At 55.0% G+C, this 13,332-nt stretch carries 22 protein-coding genes; 3 read left to right on the top strand and 19 right to left on the bottom strand.

What is annotated here, in order from left to right; translation table 11 throughout:
* Position 1: 1 nt before the first annotated feature.
* The 4 genes from ACOI6Z_RS14580 to ACOI6Z_RS14565 are packed head-to-tail and all read right to left on the bottom strand — an operon-like array spanning position 2 to position 2,492.
* On the bottom strand, positions 2-673 hold the full coding sequence (locus tag ACOI6Z_RS14580; protein ID WP_416380889.1) for a phage tail protein I: 672 nt from the start codon (positions 671-673) through the stop codon (positions 2-4).
* A complete protein-coding gene (locus ACOI6Z_RS14575) occupies positions 666-1,574 on the bottom strand; it encodes a baseplate assembly protein (protein ID WP_334261804.1) in 909 nt (302 codons plus the stop codon). The genes ACOI6Z_RS14580 and ACOI6Z_RS14575 overlap by 8 nt, the downstream gene beginning before the upstream one ends.
* Positions 1,561-1,923 carry a GPW/gp25 family protein gene (locus ACOI6Z_RS14570; RefSeq protein WP_064407298.1) on the bottom strand — a complete coding sequence of 121 codons (363 nt, stop codon included), beginning with the start codon at positions 1,921-1,923 and terminating at the stop codon, positions 1,561-1,563. The genes ACOI6Z_RS14575 and ACOI6Z_RS14570 overlap by 14 nt, the downstream gene beginning before the upstream one ends.
* Positions 1,920-2,492 carry a phage baseplate assembly protein V gene (locus ACOI6Z_RS14565; protein WP_149302190.1) on the bottom strand — a complete coding sequence of 191 codons (573 nt, stop codon included), beginning with the start codon at positions 2,490-2,492 and terminating at the stop codon, positions 1,920-1,922. Before ACOI6Z_RS14565 ends, ACOI6Z_RS14570 begins: the two co-directional genes overlap by 4 nt.
* A gap of 99 nt (positions 2,493-2,591) precedes the next feature.
* Between ACOI6Z_RS14565 and ACOI6Z_RS14560 the strand changes: the two genes are divergently transcribed.
* Positions 2,592-3,557: a hypothetical protein gene (locus ACOI6Z_RS14560; protein ID WP_149302189.1), complete on the top strand. Its 966-nt coding sequence runs from the start codon at positions 2,592-2,594 to the stop codon at positions 3,555-3,557.
* 40 nt (positions 3,558-3,597) lie between these two features.
* On the opposite strand, the gene ACOI6Z_RS14555 is transcribed toward ACOI6Z_RS14560, so the two are convergent.
* From ACOI6Z_RS14555 to ACOI6Z_RS14500, 12 genes are all read right to left on the bottom strand, one after another.
* The gene (locus ACOI6Z_RS14555; protein ID WP_149302188.1) at positions 3,598-4,044 is read right to left on the bottom strand and encodes a phage virion morphogenesis protein; all 447 of its coding nucleotides are present in this window, start codon (positions 4,042-4,044) and stop codon (positions 3,598-3,600) included.
* A complete protein-coding gene (locus tag ACOI6Z_RS14550) occupies positions 4,037-4,468 on the bottom strand; it encodes a phage tail protein (protein WP_334261803.1) in 432 nt (143 codons plus the stop codon). Before ACOI6Z_RS14550 ends, ACOI6Z_RS14555 begins: the two co-directional genes overlap by 8 nt.
* Complete coding sequence (lysC, locus tag ACOI6Z_RS14545) at positions 4,431-4,676, bottom strand: Rz1-like lysis system protein LysC (protein ID WP_233447206.1); 246 nt, start codon at positions 4,674-4,676, stop codon at positions 4,431-4,433. Before lysC ends, ACOI6Z_RS14550 begins: the two co-directional genes overlap by 38 nt.
* Positions 4,564-4,992 carry an Rz-like lysis system protein LysB gene (gene lysB, locus ACOI6Z_RS14540; RefSeq protein WP_334261802.1) on the bottom strand — a complete coding sequence of 143 codons (429 nt, stop codon included), beginning with the start codon at positions 4,990-4,992 and terminating at the stop codon, positions 4,564-4,566. Before lysB ends, lysC begins: the two co-directional genes overlap by 113 nt.
* Entirely contained in the window at positions 4,989-5,372 is a 384-nt protein-coding gene (locus ACOI6Z_RS14535; RefSeq protein WP_334261801.1) for a DNZ54_00345 family protein, read from the bottom strand. The genes lysB and ACOI6Z_RS14535 overlap by 4 nt, the downstream gene beginning before the upstream one ends.
* 4 nt (positions 5,373-5,376) lie before the next feature.
* Positions 5,377-5,886 (bottom strand): lysozyme, encoded by a 510-nt coding sequence (locus ACOI6Z_RS14530; protein WP_122117472.1) that lies wholly within the window; start codon positions 5,884-5,886, stop codon positions 5,377-5,379.
* Positions 5,867-6,082 carry an HP1 family phage holin gene (locus tag ACOI6Z_RS14525; RefSeq protein WP_049090061.1) on the bottom strand — a complete coding sequence of 72 codons (216 nt, stop codon included), beginning with the start codon at positions 6,080-6,082 and terminating at the stop codon, positions 5,867-5,869. Before ACOI6Z_RS14525 ends, ACOI6Z_RS14530 begins: the two co-directional genes overlap by 20 nt.
* A 3-nt stretch (positions 6,083-6,085) precedes the next feature.
* On the bottom strand, positions 6,086-6,289 hold the full coding sequence (locus tag ACOI6Z_RS14520; protein ID WP_122117471.1) for a tail protein X: 204 nt from the start codon (positions 6,287-6,289) through the stop codon (positions 6,086-6,088).
* The gene (locus tag ACOI6Z_RS14515; RefSeq protein WP_122117470.1) at positions 6,289-6,753 is read right to left on the bottom strand and encodes a head completion/stabilization protein; all 465 of its coding nucleotides are present in this window, start codon (positions 6,751-6,753) and stop codon (positions 6,289-6,291) included. Before ACOI6Z_RS14515 ends, ACOI6Z_RS14520 begins: the two co-directional genes overlap by 1 nt.
* Positions 6,754-6,848: 95 nt before the next feature.
* On the bottom strand, positions 6,849-7,502 hold the full coding sequence (gene gpM, locus ACOI6Z_RS14510) for a phage terminase small subunit (RefSeq protein ID WP_334261800.1): 654 nt from the start codon (positions 7,500-7,502) through the stop codon (positions 6,849-6,851).
* Positions 7,503-7,505: 3 nt separating this feature from the next.
* Positions 7,506-8,558: a phage major capsid protein, P2 family gene (locus ACOI6Z_RS14505; protein ID WP_420687434.1), complete on the bottom strand. Its 1,053-nt coding sequence runs from the start codon at positions 8,556-8,558 to the stop codon at positions 7,506-7,508.
* A gap of 16 nt (positions 8,559-8,574) precedes the next feature.
* Positions 8,575-9,408: a GPO family capsid scaffolding protein gene (locus tag ACOI6Z_RS14500; protein ID WP_122117467.1), complete on the bottom strand. Its 834-nt coding sequence runs from the start codon at positions 9,406-9,408 to the stop codon at positions 8,575-8,577.
* A gap of 140 nt (positions 9,409-9,548) precedes the next feature.
* On the opposite strand from ACOI6Z_RS14500, the gene ACOI6Z_RS14495 reads away from it, so the two are divergent.
* Together ACOI6Z_RS14495 and ACOI6Z_RS14490 are read left to right on the top strand one after the other, a co-directional pair.
* Positions 9,549-11,312, top strand: coding sequence for a terminase ATPase subunit family protein (locus tag ACOI6Z_RS14495; RefSeq protein ID WP_122117466.1), 1,764 nt, complete (start codon positions 9,549-9,551; stop codon positions 11,310-11,312).
* A 26-nt stretch (positions 11,313-11,338) separates the two neighbouring features.
* A complete protein-coding gene (locus tag ACOI6Z_RS14490; protein ID WP_420687454.1) occupies positions 11,339-12,343 on the top strand; it encodes a phage portal protein in 1,005 nt (334 codons plus the stop codon).
* A 56-nt stretch (positions 12,344-12,399) separates the two neighbouring features.
* Here ACOI6Z_RS14490 and ACOI6Z_RS14485 read toward each other — a convergent pair whose 3' ends face one another.
* From ACOI6Z_RS14485 to ACOI6Z_RS14475, 3 genes are all read right to left on the bottom strand, one after another.
* Positions 12,400-12,666, bottom strand: coding sequence for a DUF6953 family protein (locus tag ACOI6Z_RS14485; protein WP_122117464.1), 267 nt, complete (start codon positions 12,664-12,666; stop codon positions 12,400-12,402).
* A complete protein-coding gene (locus tag ACOI6Z_RS14480) occupies positions 12,659-12,850 on the bottom strand; it encodes a hypothetical protein (RefSeq protein ID WP_183129345.1) in 192 nt (63 codons plus the stop codon). The genes ACOI6Z_RS14485 and ACOI6Z_RS14480 overlap by 8 nt, the downstream gene beginning before the upstream one ends.
* A 278-nt stretch (positions 12,851-13,128) precedes the next feature.
* Positions 13,129-13,332 (bottom strand): hypothetical protein (locus ACOI6Z_RS14475; protein ID WP_420687433.1); only part of this gene is annotated, 204 nt, incomplete at its 5' end.

Below are 13,332 nucleotides of genomic sequence, written 5' to 3'. Positions count from 1 at the left end.
GTTATTCTCCTGCGTAAACGCCACGGCCATCGTGAAAGGTGCGACCGTCATAGCGGTGAGGGTCTTCTCCCCGCTGGTTTTCGGTATAGGTGACCGACCCGAAATGGAACCCGCCGCCGTCATAACGGGCAGCCTCATCCGGCGTGTATTCCGGCGGATACACGCTGATAACCTCCCCGCCGCACGAAGCCGCGCCGGTATACACCGGGCCGGTGGTCCCCGCCAACAGTGACAGGCGGGCAATGTGGCGGCTGACCGGCCGCGCATCGCCAATAATCCGCTCCAGCTCCTTAATCATCGTCTCGGTAATACCGATATCATTCAGGTCAATCTCAAGGCGGAATGTCCCGGCGGGGTCGGCCACCTCCCACCACTCCTGAAGCGTCATGCTGTAGCCGAGGTTTTCAATCACCCGGCGAACCGCCGCCACCGTTCCCTTGCGTTGGTGGATCCAGAACGCATCGCTGACCGCCTGGCGCTTTTCCCTCTCTGACCAGGTTTCCTCCCAGCGGTCCACAGAAAACGCCCAGGCCAGATACGGCAGGAATTTCACCGGACACTTCCATGGGTTCCAGAGATCACGCAACGGCACGCTTAAATCACTGATACCTGAACAGGCCTGCGCCAGCCTGCGCTCCAGCGACGACGATCCCGGCGGTAACAGGCTATTCATCAGAGCCACCAATTTCTGCTTTAAAATCGATGCAATAGGACGCCTGCGTTTTATCTATCACCATGTCAGCCAGGGGCTGCATCAGCTCAACCCGCTGCACGCCCTGAACATGCAGAGCGGCATAAATCGCAGACAGCCGCACATCACGCCCCAGGCGACGCTGCTCATTGATGTATGCTGTGCCCTGCTCTTTCGCGGCAGCGAGGATGGGTTCCTTTGCCGGGCCGGGATAGACATACAGAACCGCGTCGATTTCATAGCGGACAATCTCAGCAGAGCGGACGCTCACCCGGTCCGCTACAGGCCGCACGGCCTCATCATTCAGTGCAACACCAACTACCTGCAGCAAGTCATCCGGCGCAGTGCCATCACCGTCGCGGGCCAGAATCGTCACCACGACTTCCGCCGGTGCCGGGCTGAATGCTGATGCATCTGCCACACGGCCATCGGCGCTCAGCGCGTGAAATTCATACGCGCCAACCGGCCCGGCAACGCTCATCCCTTCAAATGCGGCAGGAATGCGCTGGCGATAATCCGCGTCCGATTCCATTTCCGCCTTAGTGGGTGGCGTGGTGGTATTGTCTGCTGGGGTGATCACCCGGCGCTGCACGTTATTGTTAGCGCCTAAATTATCCAGGTCATCACTGCCGGAATAGGCCACCATGACGGCCCGTGCCGCCTCGTTAATCCGCTGGCGCAGCAGCAGCTCCCGGTACACGTTTTCCTGCAGCGTTTTAACGATCGGCTCTGACTCAAGCGTTAGCGTTCGTGCCACGGCTTCCCGCTCTTCTGCCGGATAGAGCGCGACAAACTCCGCCTTACGCTCTGTCAGCAAGGTTTCAAAATCTGGCTCATCCACGATCTGCGGCGGCGGCAGCTGGGAAAGGTCAATAACGGCCATTAGTTGCTCCTGTCGATACGGACAGCGATACCGGCACACCGTCATTGCGCTGGCCTGCCAGCTCAATCACCATTGCGCCATCCATGCTGCTGCTGTTAATCGTGATAGTGTCGAGCTGCAGCCGCGGCTCCCAGCGCTGCAACGCGACGTACACCGCCGCCATGATCTGCAGGCGCAGCGCCGGGTTTTGTGGCTGGTCAATCAGTGCGGACAACAGGGAACCATATTCCCGGCGGGCAAGGCGGCTACCCTGCGGCGTCAGCAAAATATCCCGCACGGACTGGCGCAGGTGGTCGGTTTCCGTAATGGCCTGGCCGGTATCGCGATTCATCCCGATATAGAGCGTCATATTGGATCTCCCGTTGTTCCGCCACTGTCGCCAGGGTGCTTATGCTTATCGGCCACAATGCCGTTTGACGTCATCGCTCCGCCGCCGTGGGTGACGTCGCCATTCAGGATCACGTTGCTGTTAAAACGGGTCGTGTCAGCCTCAAACACAAGCTCCCCTGTTTTGCAGGAAACCAGCTGCGAGGATTCGATAAGCACGGCTTTAACACCGCGAATGGTCCAGCGCCCGGTGGCGGGGTCGTATTCGAACCAGCCGCCATCCTCGTATGCGGTCACGTCCGCACTTTCGGAGTCTGACGGCGGCGGGCAGGCGTTGGAGTAGATGGCCGGAAGCGCAAACGCTGTTTCCAGATTGCCGCCCAGGCTGAACAGCACCACCTGCTCCCCTGGAGACGGGCACCACCAGGTGCGGGATTTACCGGCGCGGTATGTCAGCCAGTTAATCCAGTTGGTTTCGAGGTCGCCTGTTTTCACCCGGCACAGCCAGCCTTCCCGGTCCACCTCGGTCACAATGCCGGTGCGGATCAGATTAGTGATGAGGCGCATGATTTCGGTTAATTGAGCATTCATACCTAAAGAATGACAATTTGCTAATTACAATGCCAAAAGAGTCACTTGTGCCTTGAATGACACAATGGAATACTGGACTTTTAACCACAGGAGGATTCTATGAGCAACTATGTATTTGAGTGTACCAATGGTAAATATGGTTTTTTTAGAATGGACTCGGATAATGATAAATACTACATATTAATAAACACTGGAATATTCGGCAGCCTTGACCTAAAAGAAGGGAGACTGAGTCAAATTCAGAGTTATGAAAATAGATCACCAGAGACATTAACATGGTTAAACAACACTGACCCTACAGAAAGATTATTAAGCATAATTCTGTGGCACGAATCGCCACAAAACAGAGAAATAAAAAACATTACGCTCAATACCAACCCAGGGAAATATTATAAAAGATCAGTTAGAGGTCTTTACTACAATACTGAAAACTGCACTACAGAAATTTATAATCAAAGCGCAAAACTTGACGAGGTAAGATCATTTCACAGCATTTGCAACTCGCTAACAAGTCTCTTTGATTTTATAGAACCCGAACCTCAAAACCTGACCACATATAGTAACAAAATAAGAGAAGCTTTAATACTTGGCTGTACTGAAGTTGAATACCTCCTAAAAAAAACACTTATTGATAATAATTATACAAACACGCCACGACTGAGCACAAAAGATTATGTAAAAACACTCCCGTACCTAAAACTTGAACAATACTCTGTAAAGCTTAAAATGTTCCCAAACATTGGTTCATTTAGTCCATTTAACAATTGGTCATCTTCACAACCAACCAAAAGTTTAAATTGGTATGATTCTTATAATGCTGTTAAACACGACAGAGGTAGTAACAAAAATCGCTCTAATCTAGAAATGTTGATAAATGCCATTGCAGCAATTCACATAATCCTAGAGGCCAACTATGGTGAACATTTGTTTGACTCACCTATGCGTTCTAGTTACGAAAGCATATTTCAAACTGTAAATTCACCAGTATGGAATTTGAATGAATTACCAATGCCTTCACTTGGTACAAGTGAAACTTGGGATGGCGCATTGCACGTAGTTTTTTAATTTACTTTCTATCTCTGCATGGTTTTTTAAATGCGCTAGCTCAATTTTTGACCCAGCGCATAATCACCTCATCAATCAACGCTACAAGCTCGCTATTTAGGCCCAGCAACCTCCGTTTCGCATAACGCACTTCAGCGCCCTTCCTGCTAACACGGTCACGCAGACCGTAATGATGAACGCGGGCAATACGCTGCACCCTGCCCTCAAATTCGACACTGGCAGAGTCCGGGCTGGCGACGGCTTTCAGGTATTTTGCGGTGCGGAGTCTGGCAAACATCTGCCGACGGATGCGCCCCTGCTTCATGCGGGCTGTCACGCGGCGCGGCTCGTATGCCGTGCCGTCCGGGTTACGCTGCATCCTGATATTTTTCTGCTGGCTGCGGCGCAGCTGCTGCGCAAGCTCCCGCATCATGCGCTTACGGGCGGCAGGCTCCAGCCCCGCCAGCAGCGCATCTAACCATGCGTCAACTTCCTGCAGCTCAGCCACGGCGCACCGCCCACATTTCGTCCGGCTCGTCCGGTTCCGGCACCGCTTCGACGCAGGACACGTCACCATCAGCACTGACGATCACGCGCTCTGTCAGCTGCAGGTTGAGGCTGATATCGCAGATATCATTGCGCAAGATATCGACCTCAAACGTAAACAGCTTTTCACGCAGTTCCGGGTTATGGACAGCATCGGGCTGATTCTCCATCAGCCAGGCCAGCACGGGAGCCATCAGTAATCCCTGATCGCCGCTGAAATCAACGACCACCACGTTAAGGGTATAGCGATACTCCCAGGACAACGACGCTGCGCTGGTCGCCACCACCGATCCGTTATCCACGAATAAATGCAGCTTGTCCGGATTGTCCCGGACATACGCCACGGCTTTATTCAGGGCGAGGCGTAAAGACTGAGGTTTGTTCACTGTTTCGCTCCTGGCAGGAAATTATCGTGTCCACCTTGTCAGCACAGACCGACCAGGCCGCCTCCGCCTCATCCAGCGCCGCCAGCAAATCGCCGTTAGTGCTGGCCGCTGACTTTTCCAGGCGGCATTGCGTCACCCTGGGACAACCATTCACGGTAAGCTGCACCTCCGGCGAGGGTCGGTCTTTCGCGCATCCTGATAATGTCAGGAGGCAAAGGAGCACCAGCCCAGCGGCGCAAATCCTCGTTTTCACGTTTTAGCTCCTCAATCCGGCGCTGGCGACCCCGCAGCAGCGCGTTTGTACTTTCTGCCGCCGCGTAAAGCCGCGACTGTTCCCGGTTGTTGGTTTCGGTCAGGATGGACAGGGCGATCAGCTGGCTGTTCGTTTTTGCCAGTTTTTCGCCCTTCGCTTTCAGGTCCCTGCCTTGCTGATCGATGGTGTGGCTGGCTTCATTCAGTCGCCATGACTGCCAGCCCAGCGCCGCCAGTACAAGCGCCAGAATAACCGCCAGTGCGCGCGTCATACCGTCACCGGCTGCGCATCAACAACCTGCGCACGCAGGACCTTAATCGCGACCAGCGTCAGCAGATAAAATGCCAGGGTGACAACGTGGCCCGTAAAGGCGAGAAAAATCACAAGCAGTGAACGCCTGGCCCATCTGAGAACCTGGCTTCCTGGCGTGCTGAAAAAGCGCGTCAGCGCCTGCTTTGCCTCTTCCCGATGGATGCCACCCGCATACCACCCGGCCAGGCAAAGCAGCACCGCTACCCAGACCAGCAAACAGGCGACCCAGGTCAACGCGGGGACCAGCGCCGAGGCCATGCCGTTTGGGACAAAGAGACCTAAAATCATCAGCGCAGCGTACAGCACCGAAAGTAACCCACTGATAAATTTCTTTTTCATTTCGTTACGCTCCTTTTAAGCACCATGCCAGCTCCCGCCCGCGGCGGTTTTCCAGGCCCTGATTAAATATGCCTTTGACATATACCCAGCGCGGCAGCTGATAGCAGGCATCGCGCCAGCGCTTCTGATTGATAAACTTCACCATGGTTGAGCTGCAGGCATTGCCCGTGCCGACGTTGAAGGCCAGCGACACCAGGGCGTCATAAACGTACTGCGGCACGCTCACCAGGACACACCGCGCCAGCGCGGTTTCTACCCGTAATACATTGGTGATGAAGTTCCCCGCCGCCTGCCGCGCTGTGATGGTTTTCCCCGGCACCACGCCCGACGTGTTACCGATGCCATCGGTCCACACGCCAGCGTCACACTGGTACGGCTGCAGGCGGCAGCCCTCGTAATCAGCAATCAGCTTCAGCCCTTCCACTGAGGTGTGGAGCTGCTGGAAATTGGGCAGCGTGGCAGCGATGGCCAGCACTGCACCCACCAGGCAGCGCTTAACGATTGAAGGATTCATATTCCCCCCGGGTTATCTTCCCGCCGCGTAGCAGCTGATAGGTTTTGTGTTTGTAGTACCAGTTGATCGCCAGCATCAGCAGACCAATCAGCACACCGCCCACCGTAGAGGCATCTTTAAGCGATAAATCGCCCAACATCGCCAGCAGCACCGCGATGCAGTACGTAATAAAGGCGCTGATCCGTTCAAGTGTCATCATTCAGTCCCATAACTGGACGGTCTGCACCGTGGTGGTGGTCGCAATATCCGGCAGCTCCACCTGCAGCCCGTGTGGTAAAAATGGTCCGTGTTCAGCCAGCCCCGGATTTGCCTGCAGTACCTGCTCTGTGACGCCCTGCGTGCGCCCGTAATGACGCCAGCACAGCTCATCCACCGTGTCACCCTGGTACGCACGCACTTTCATCAGATCAACTCCACCGTACAGTGGGGGGCATCCTGTACCCGGCTAATCGCCCAGCGGGCATCACGCCACAGATCGCCGCTGGCCTCCGCCAGCTCATCCCCCCGTTTGACGCCGGATGCCGTGGCGTCGTAGTCCTGGTAACGCTCATTCACCTGGGCACGCGCCCAGCAAAAAACGGCATTATGGTAGTGATGCAGACGCTCGCTTTTGCCGTCCAGCACGTCCGCCGGTACCTCTGCCAGCGTCTGATACCCCAGCGCCTGCTGCGCCTGACGGAAGGTGAACAGTTCCGCGTTGACCTCCGACATCGCCGACAGGATCAGCTGCTTAAGGCGCGGTGACGTCACCGTGCCATCCGTCCGCATCACGCTGCGAAACTCCGACAAATCCACATCGGGCCAGAATGGGGTGTTTTTGATGACCTCCGCCTGTTCCGGCACCTGCTCTGGCGCAACAAACTTCATGCGGGTTTTCTCCTGAAAAAGTGGGCGGTGGACGGGATTTTGATAAGGCAATGCCTGTCGCCATCCCGTGCCGCCCGTGCGCGGGGCACGTTCCGTTAGTGGCTGTTACGCAAATGGCGCTCCAGCCGCTCTTTGTCTTTTTTCACACCGCAGCGGGGATCGAGCTGCAATGCAAACGTGTAGTGGTTCAGGGCCGCTGCCGGGCGGGACTCGCTGATCACGGCGGCGATGGCTTTATGCAGCCGGGCGCGGGACTGGTCCGGCATATCCAGCGCATCCGTCAGTGAAAGAGCCTGCAGCAGCACGTCAGCAGGGAATTCAGCTTTCATGCGCTGCGCGGCCTCCGCCTGGTCTGCCAGCTCCTCCGCGACAACGGTCTGCACGTTGCGGCGGCCCAGCGCCTGCGGCAGCACCCAGCCGTGTTTAAGCGCGTGCGCGGCAATCTGCAGGCCACCGGCAAAATCACCGGCATCAATACGCCAGAGCATCAGAAACATCAGCACGTCATCCTGCTGCGCTCCACCGGCTGCCAGTACGCCATCCGCCCAGGCGGTATATTTGGGTAACATCTCCACCTTGATTTGTGCCTTTTTCACTGTGGACTGAACCCCTTTGAGGCGGCGACGGTCTTCCACCAGTTGCAGCAGCATCAGGTCATATCCCGACGCATGGCGAACACTGCCGCCCTGGCGGGCGGCCTGTTCAGCCTGAACGCGCAGGCGGTGCTGCCGTGCGGGACTCAGGCTCATGCGTTACTCCCCTGCACCGGCGCTGAAGTCGCCGATGGTGATGTTTTCCACAAGTGCCACGCAGCGGTAATCCTCCACCACATACGCTTCATTGACCGATTCGAAGTTTTCAATACGATCGCGTTTCGGGTTATCAATGACCGAACGGCGGCGGGTATCTTCCTGCCAGTAGATGGACAGGTTATCCAGGCGGGTGATCAGCACGGCATTAGCCGGGAATGACGGGGCGCGGACAGCCTGCAGGCCCCCCATGCGTTTCTGGCTGATAATCAGATCAGCAGCCAGCGCCTCCGTGTTTGCCTGGTCCTTATTGACCAGCGGGAAATACTTGTCGGACAACAGCTCACGGCCACAGATCACAACCAGTTCCGCATCATCCTGGAAAATCGGGTCAATCAGCTCATTGACGGCATCCATCACCAGCGCATCCAGGTTGGCATATTTACCGCCCTTGCCTACCTTCACCGGGTCTGCAGTAGTGGTGCCATCTTCAGCCGTGGTGCTGCCCATCACGCAATCTGCCGCATCTTCGCGGACCTTCTGCAGCCAGCCTTTGTTAACATCCTGCAGCAGCGGGTTATCGGTACGCTTTGAGGTTTTGGCACGCTTAACACCGTTAAACCCGATCATGATGCGGTCCAGCGCCTGGCGCTTGACGATGGCGTTACGGATGCGCACCTGGAAATCCTGGAATTTCGCCCACATGTCCAGTTTTGCGTAGGTCAGCACCGTATCAAAGTTGGTCTGCTCGCACTTGTACTCAACATCCACCATGACCGTCGGATCGGTGGGTTCGCGCTCCTGCGTGGTTGTGTCTGTCGTCCCGGCAATGGTGCTGCCGACGCCCAGACCCAGCAGCTGGCCTGACTGTTCCGCCACGCCAATCACGTTAACCATGGTCAGGAAGGCCGTTGACTGCTGGATCTGGTCTTCGAGCGTCTGCTGCACAGACGGCTCCACGGTAAACTTGCTGGACAGACCCTCAACTTCTACGCCATTCAGGCGCGCCAGCTGCTGCAGGTAGGCGTTAAAGGCAAAACGTGTTTTCTTTTTCATGGGTTCTTATGCTCCATCAGCAATTGGTCAGGGTGCCTGCAGGTGCTTCACCACCTGGCGCACGCTGGCGATAGTCTTTACGGCTGTCTTCCTGGCTCAGTTTCTGCTCCAGCGCAGAAAAGGCGGCCTGCTGCTCCTGCAGTGCAGTTTCCAGCTCAGCAATACGCGTACCCTGCGTGGTCAGGGCCTGATCGGTGCGCTCGCTCAGGTTTTGCTGTTCGGTAGCGACCAGCTCAACAGCACGATGCACATCAGAGAAACGTGCATCATCGGTCTGCTCTTTTTTGGTAAACATCGCGGTGACGCGGGCAAACAGGGAGGTTTTTTCGCCCTGGACCTCTTCCCACTCGATCAGCGTTTCTTCTGCGGCGGTAAAGAGGTTTTCCGGATTCTGTTTACGGCTTGCCAGCGGGTTACTTTTGGCGCTGGCGCTAAACTGCAGCATTTCCGTACCCAGGCTTGCCGGGTCGTCAGTCGCTGCGAGGCCAACCAGGTACGCCTTGCCGGTATCAGCAAAACTGGTATTGACCTCCATGGAGGTAAACAGCTTTTGCAGATTGCGCGTATACGCCACCAGATCAGCTGACGGGGTGATCCACGCATACAGGGCCATTTTGCCCTTCAGTGGTCCATCCGCAATTTCTTCGGCCTCCAGCTTATCCACGGTCCCGAAACGGCGGAATGGGCTGTCAGGGGTGTAGCCCTTGATGTGTTCCAGATTAATCAGCGCGGTATAGACCTGCGGGTTATAGCTTGCCGCCATCTGCTCCAGCCAGGCACGCTCGATGGTGCGCCCGTCCGTTGTTGCCCCTTCCACACCAATGCGGAAGCGTTTTGCTTTAACTGCCATTTGAGCGACTCCATCAAATAACTCAGAGAGGCCTTATGGTTGCTGTGATGGAGGGGGTGAAACAACGCGCAGACCTTGTGCGGTAAACCACACAAAAGCCAGCCGGGGAAAGGCTCAGGGCAAGCCCGTATGTTTGTCCCATGGAAACGATGACCCCCGCAGACCTCGATCCCCGTCGGCAGGCACTACTGCTGTATTTTCAGGGATACCGCATAGCCCGCATTGCTGAAATGCTGGGCGAGAAAGCCACAACCGTTCACAGCTGGAAAAAGCGCGACAAGTGGGGCAGCTATGGCCCGCTTGACCAGATGCAGCTCACCACCGCCGCACGGTATTGCCAGCTGATCATGAAGGAGCACAAAGAAGGGAAAGACTTTAAAGAAATAGACCTGCTGGCGCGCCAGTCCGAGCGCCACGCCCGCATCGGGAAATTTAACAACGGCGGCAACGAGGCCGACTTAAACCCGAACGTGGAAAACCGCAACCGCGGCCCCCGCAAACCACCTGAAAAAAACCTGTTCAGCGACGAACAGATCGAAAAGCTGGAGGAGATTTTCCGCGCTGGCATGTTCGAATATCAGCGCCACTGGTGGGAAGCAGGGATAAAGCATCGTATCCGCAACGTGCTGAAGTCCCGCCAAATCGGGGCAACGTATTACTTTGCGCGTGAGGCACTGATCGATGCGCTGGTGACTGGCCGCAACCAAATTTTCCTGTCAGCAAGTAAAGCTCAGGCACACATGTTTAAGCAGTACATCATTGAGTTTGCCAAAGAGGTCGATGTTGAACTCAGAGGTGATCCGATGGTGCTTCCGAACGGCGCCACGCTGTATTTTCTGGGGACCAACGCCCGCACCGCGCAGAGCTACCACGGCAACCTGTATCTTGATGAATATTTCTGGATACCGAAATTCCAGGAGCTACGCAAAGTCGCCTCTGGCATGGCACTGCACAAACGGTGGCGGCAGACCTATTTTTCTACGCCGTCCAGCCTGACGCACAGCGCTTATCCCTTCTGGTCTGGCGCCCTGTATAACCGTGGTCGCTCAAAATTGGACCGTGTCGATATCGATCTGACCCACTCCACGCTGGCTGCGGGCCAGCTGTGTGCTGATGGTCAGTTCCGGCAGATCGTGACAGTAGAGGATGCCGTGCGCGGCGGCTGTAACCTGTTCGACCTGGACCAGCTGCGACTGGAATACAGCCCGGACGAATACCAGAACCTGCTGATGTGCGAATTTCTTGATGATCTCGCGTCCGTGTTCCCGCTGTCCGAACTGCAGGCCTGCATGGTGGACAGCTGGGAGGTCTGGGAAGATTTTCAGGCGCTGGCCCTGCGTCCGTTTGGCTGGCGTGAGGTCTGGATCGGATATGACCCGGCAAAAGGCACGCAGAATGGTGACAGCGCCGGGTGTGTCGTCATTGCGCCGCCAATGGTGCCCGGCGGTAAGTTTCGCATCCTTGAGCGCCACCAGTGGCGCGGAATGGACTTCCGCGCTCAGGCGGAGGCTATCCGCAAGCTTACCCAGCAGTACAACGTGTCTTACATCGGCATTGACTCTACCGGCGTCGGTCATGGCGTTTACGAAAACGTGAAAGCCTTTTTCCCTGCCGTCCGGGAGTTTGTCTACAACCCCAACGTCAAAAACGCCCTGGTGCTCAAGGCATACGACATTATCAGCCACCGCCGCCTGGAGTTTGACGCCGGGCACACCGACATTGCGCAGTCATTTATGGCTATCCGCCGTGCTACTACCGCCAGCGGCAACCGTCCGACCTATGAAGCCAGCCGCAGCGAAGAAGCCAGCCACGCCGATCTGGCCTGGGCAACGATGCACGCACTATTTAATGAACCACTGCAGGGCGAAGCCGCCAATACAAGCAACATCGTGGAGATTTTTTAATGACTGAGAATACCGCACAGGATGTGATGCCACCTGACGTACAACCCAATGATGCAGCGACTACCCAGGCGTTCAGCTTTGGCGATCCCATTCCGGTACTGGACCGCCGCGAACTTCTGGACTACGTAGAATGTGTGCAAATGGACCGCTGGTATGAGCCGCCGGTGAGCTTTGACGGGCTGGCGCGGACCTATCGTGCCGCTATACATCACAGCTCACCGATTGCCGTTAAGCGCAACATCCTGACCAGCACGTTTATCCCGCACCCGTTGCTAAGTCAGCAGGCATTCAGCCGCTTTGTGCAGGACTATCTGGTATTTGGTAACGCTTATCTGGAGAAAAGGACTAACCGGCTGGGCGGTATTCTGTCGCTGGAACCATCACTGGCGAAATACACCCGACGCGGGATCGACCTCGACACTTACTGGTTTGTGCAATACGGCATGGCCACACAGCCGTATGAGTTCACCAAAGGCAGCATCTTTCACCTGATGGAACCGGATCTGAACCAGGAGATTTACGGCCTGCCGGAATACCTGTCCGCCATCCCCTCAGCGCTGCTTAATGAGTCCGCCACGCTGTTTCGCCGTAAGTATTACATTAACGGTAGCCATGCCGGCTTCATCATGTACATGACAGACGCGGCACAGAATCAGGAGGACGTGAACAACATCCGCCAGGCCATGAAAAGCGCCAAAGGGCCGGGCAACTTCCGCAACCTGTTTATGTATTCGCCCAACGGTAAAAAGGACGGCATCCAGATCATCCCGCTGTCGGAGGTCGCAGCGAAAGATGAGTTTCTGAACATCAAGAACGTGAGCCGCGATGACATGATGGCAGCGCACCGCGTTCCGCCACAGATGATGGGAATTATGCCAAGCAATGTTGGGGGGGTTGGGGATGTGGAAAAAGCAAGCTGTGTTTTTGTCCGCAACGAGTTGATGCCTTTACAGAAGCGCATTAGCGAAACTAACGAATGGTTAAACGACGAAATAATTAAATTTGAAACTTATAGTTTAGGTAGTGACTAGCGCTAAGAAAAAGTGAACAAACTAACTAGCCAGTTTGTTCACTATTATTTTTCTGGCTACTGCATTCGCCCAGGCAAATCACTTTCATTACGTAAACGCCAAGCTAACTCTTCACGATCCCAAACTACATCGTCTTTGCTCGCCTTTCGAAAACGCGCAAGCACAGCGCTACTTATAGCGTAATTACCATTATCATTTGTCTTGATAAATTCATCCCCAAAGTTGTTGATTAAAAATTCAACAACCTGCGACTGATATAGCACACCATTAGCTCTAGTCGTGCTAACCATCCAGTCGATTATTTTGGTAAGAGAATCACTCATCTTCACTTTCAGTCTTAGGAACAAATAAAACTAAAGTATCTTCGTGAAAAACACCCCGCTGATTTTTTGCACCGATGAACCATGTACAAACAGTCATTGTGGATGATTGGTAATGATCAATTACCATTACAGGGCCTTGTCCAGTTACATGTTTTACTTTCTGACCCGGTGTATATTTTGCCACTTTTGTGTCTCCTTTCATCATTAAGCTGCAAATTGAGAATATACCTACATACATTGCAAGTAAACATGCTTGCGCGCGCTCGTATCCCCGCCACGCCTACCCGCTTTGTGTAGTGGTTTTCATGCAGATGCATGACGGGCCGGAAAGCGCGCCAGTTCTGGCGGCCCCGACCCATTGCGATCCTTTTTGGATCATGCGAATCCATGCACCATAGACATGCGCTGATTTCTCAAACCGCAGGGTGCCAATGGGAGGGAGTTTCCCATGGTGCGGAATCACTAATGCGTACTCTCATCCTGCCTTACCCCATATTCATTCAGCCTAGTAACCAGATCGCTTGTCAGCTCCGACAACCACGAAATCGCAACCTCCTTGTCGTCATCGCTACAATCTGAGCTGGCAACCAGCCGGGCCATAAGTTCTATCCGCTGCAGTGCAAGTGACTCCATGAACAAATCGTTCACAACTCCCTCCCAATATTG

Origin of the sequence: Klebsiella sp. C239 (assembly GCF_048822715.1) — a bacterium.
GTDB lineage: Bacteria > Pseudomonadota > Gammaproteobacteria > Enterobacterales > Enterobacteriaceae > Klebsiella > Klebsiella quasipneumoniae.
This window is presented reverse-complemented; position numbering and strand designations above follow the sequence as displayed.

Excerpts from the sequence above, each read along its gene's own strand:
- ACOI6Z_RS14580 (WP_416380889.1), bottom strand. The coding sequence starts at position 673 with ATGAATAGCCTGTTACCGCCGGGATCGTCGTCGCTGGAGCGCAGGCTG.
- ACOI6Z_RS14575 (WP_334261804.1), bottom strand. The coding sequence starts at position 1,574 with ATGGCCGTTATTGACCTTTCCCAGCTGCCGCCGCCGCAGATCGTGGAT.
- ACOI6Z_RS14570 (WP_064407298.1), bottom strand. The coding sequence starts at position 1,923 with ATGACGCTCTATATCGGGATGAATCGCGATACCGGCCAGGCCATTACG.
- ACOI6Z_RS14565 (WP_149302190.1), bottom strand. The coding sequence starts at position 2,492 with ATGAATGCTCAATTAACCGAAATCATGCGCCTCATCACTAATCTGATC.
- ACOI6Z_RS14560 (WP_149302189.1), top strand. The coding sequence starts at position 2,592 with ATGAGCAACTATGTATTTGAGTGTACCAATGGTAAATATGGTTTTTTT.
- lysB (WP_334261802.1), bottom strand. The coding sequence starts at position 4,992 with ATGACGCGCGCACTGGCGGTTATTCTGGCGCTTGTACTGGCGGCGCTG.
- ACOI6Z_RS14535 (WP_334261801.1), bottom strand. The coding sequence starts at position 5,372 with ATGAAAAAGAAATTTATCAGTGGGTTACTTTCGGTGCTGTACGCTGCG.
- ACOI6Z_RS14530 (WP_122117472.1), bottom strand. The coding sequence starts at position 5,886 with ATGAATCCTTCAATCGTTAAGCGCTGCCTGGTGGGTGCAGTGCTGGCC.
- ACOI6Z_RS14525 (WP_049090061.1), bottom strand. The coding sequence starts at position 6,082 with ATGACACTTGAACGGATCAGCGCCTTTATTACGTACTGCATCGCGGTG.
- ACOI6Z_RS14520 (WP_122117471.1), bottom strand. The coding sequence starts at position 6,289 with ATGAAAGTGCGTGCGTACCAGGGTGACACGGTGGATGAGCTGTGCTGG.
- ACOI6Z_RS14515 (WP_122117470.1), bottom strand. The coding sequence starts at position 6,753 with ATGAAGTTTGTTGCGCCAGAGCAGGTGCCGGAACAGGCGGAGGTCATC.
- gpM (WP_334261800.1), bottom strand. The coding sequence starts at position 7,502 with ATGAGCCTGAGTCCCGCACGGCAGCACCGCCTGCGCGTTCAGGCTGAA.
- ACOI6Z_RS14505 (WP_420687434.1), bottom strand. The coding sequence starts at position 8,558 with ATGAAAAAGAAAACACGTTTTGCCTTTAACGCCTACCTGCAGCAGCTG.
- ACOI6Z_RS14500 (WP_122117467.1), bottom strand. The coding sequence starts at position 9,408 with ATGGCAGTTAAAGCAAAACGCTTCCGCATTGGTGTGGAAGGGGCAACA.
- ACOI6Z_RS14495 (WP_122117466.1), top strand. The coding sequence starts at position 9,549 with ATGGAAACGATGACCCCCGCAGACCTCGATCCCCGTCGGCAGGCACTA.
- ACOI6Z_RS14490 (WP_420687454.1), top strand. The coding sequence starts at position 11,339 with ATGCCACCTGACGTACAACCCAATGATGCAGCGACTACCCAGGCGTTC.
- ACOI6Z_RS14485 (WP_122117464.1), bottom strand. The coding sequence starts at position 12,666 with ATGAGTGATTCTCTTACCAAAATAATCGACTGGATGGTTAGCACGACT.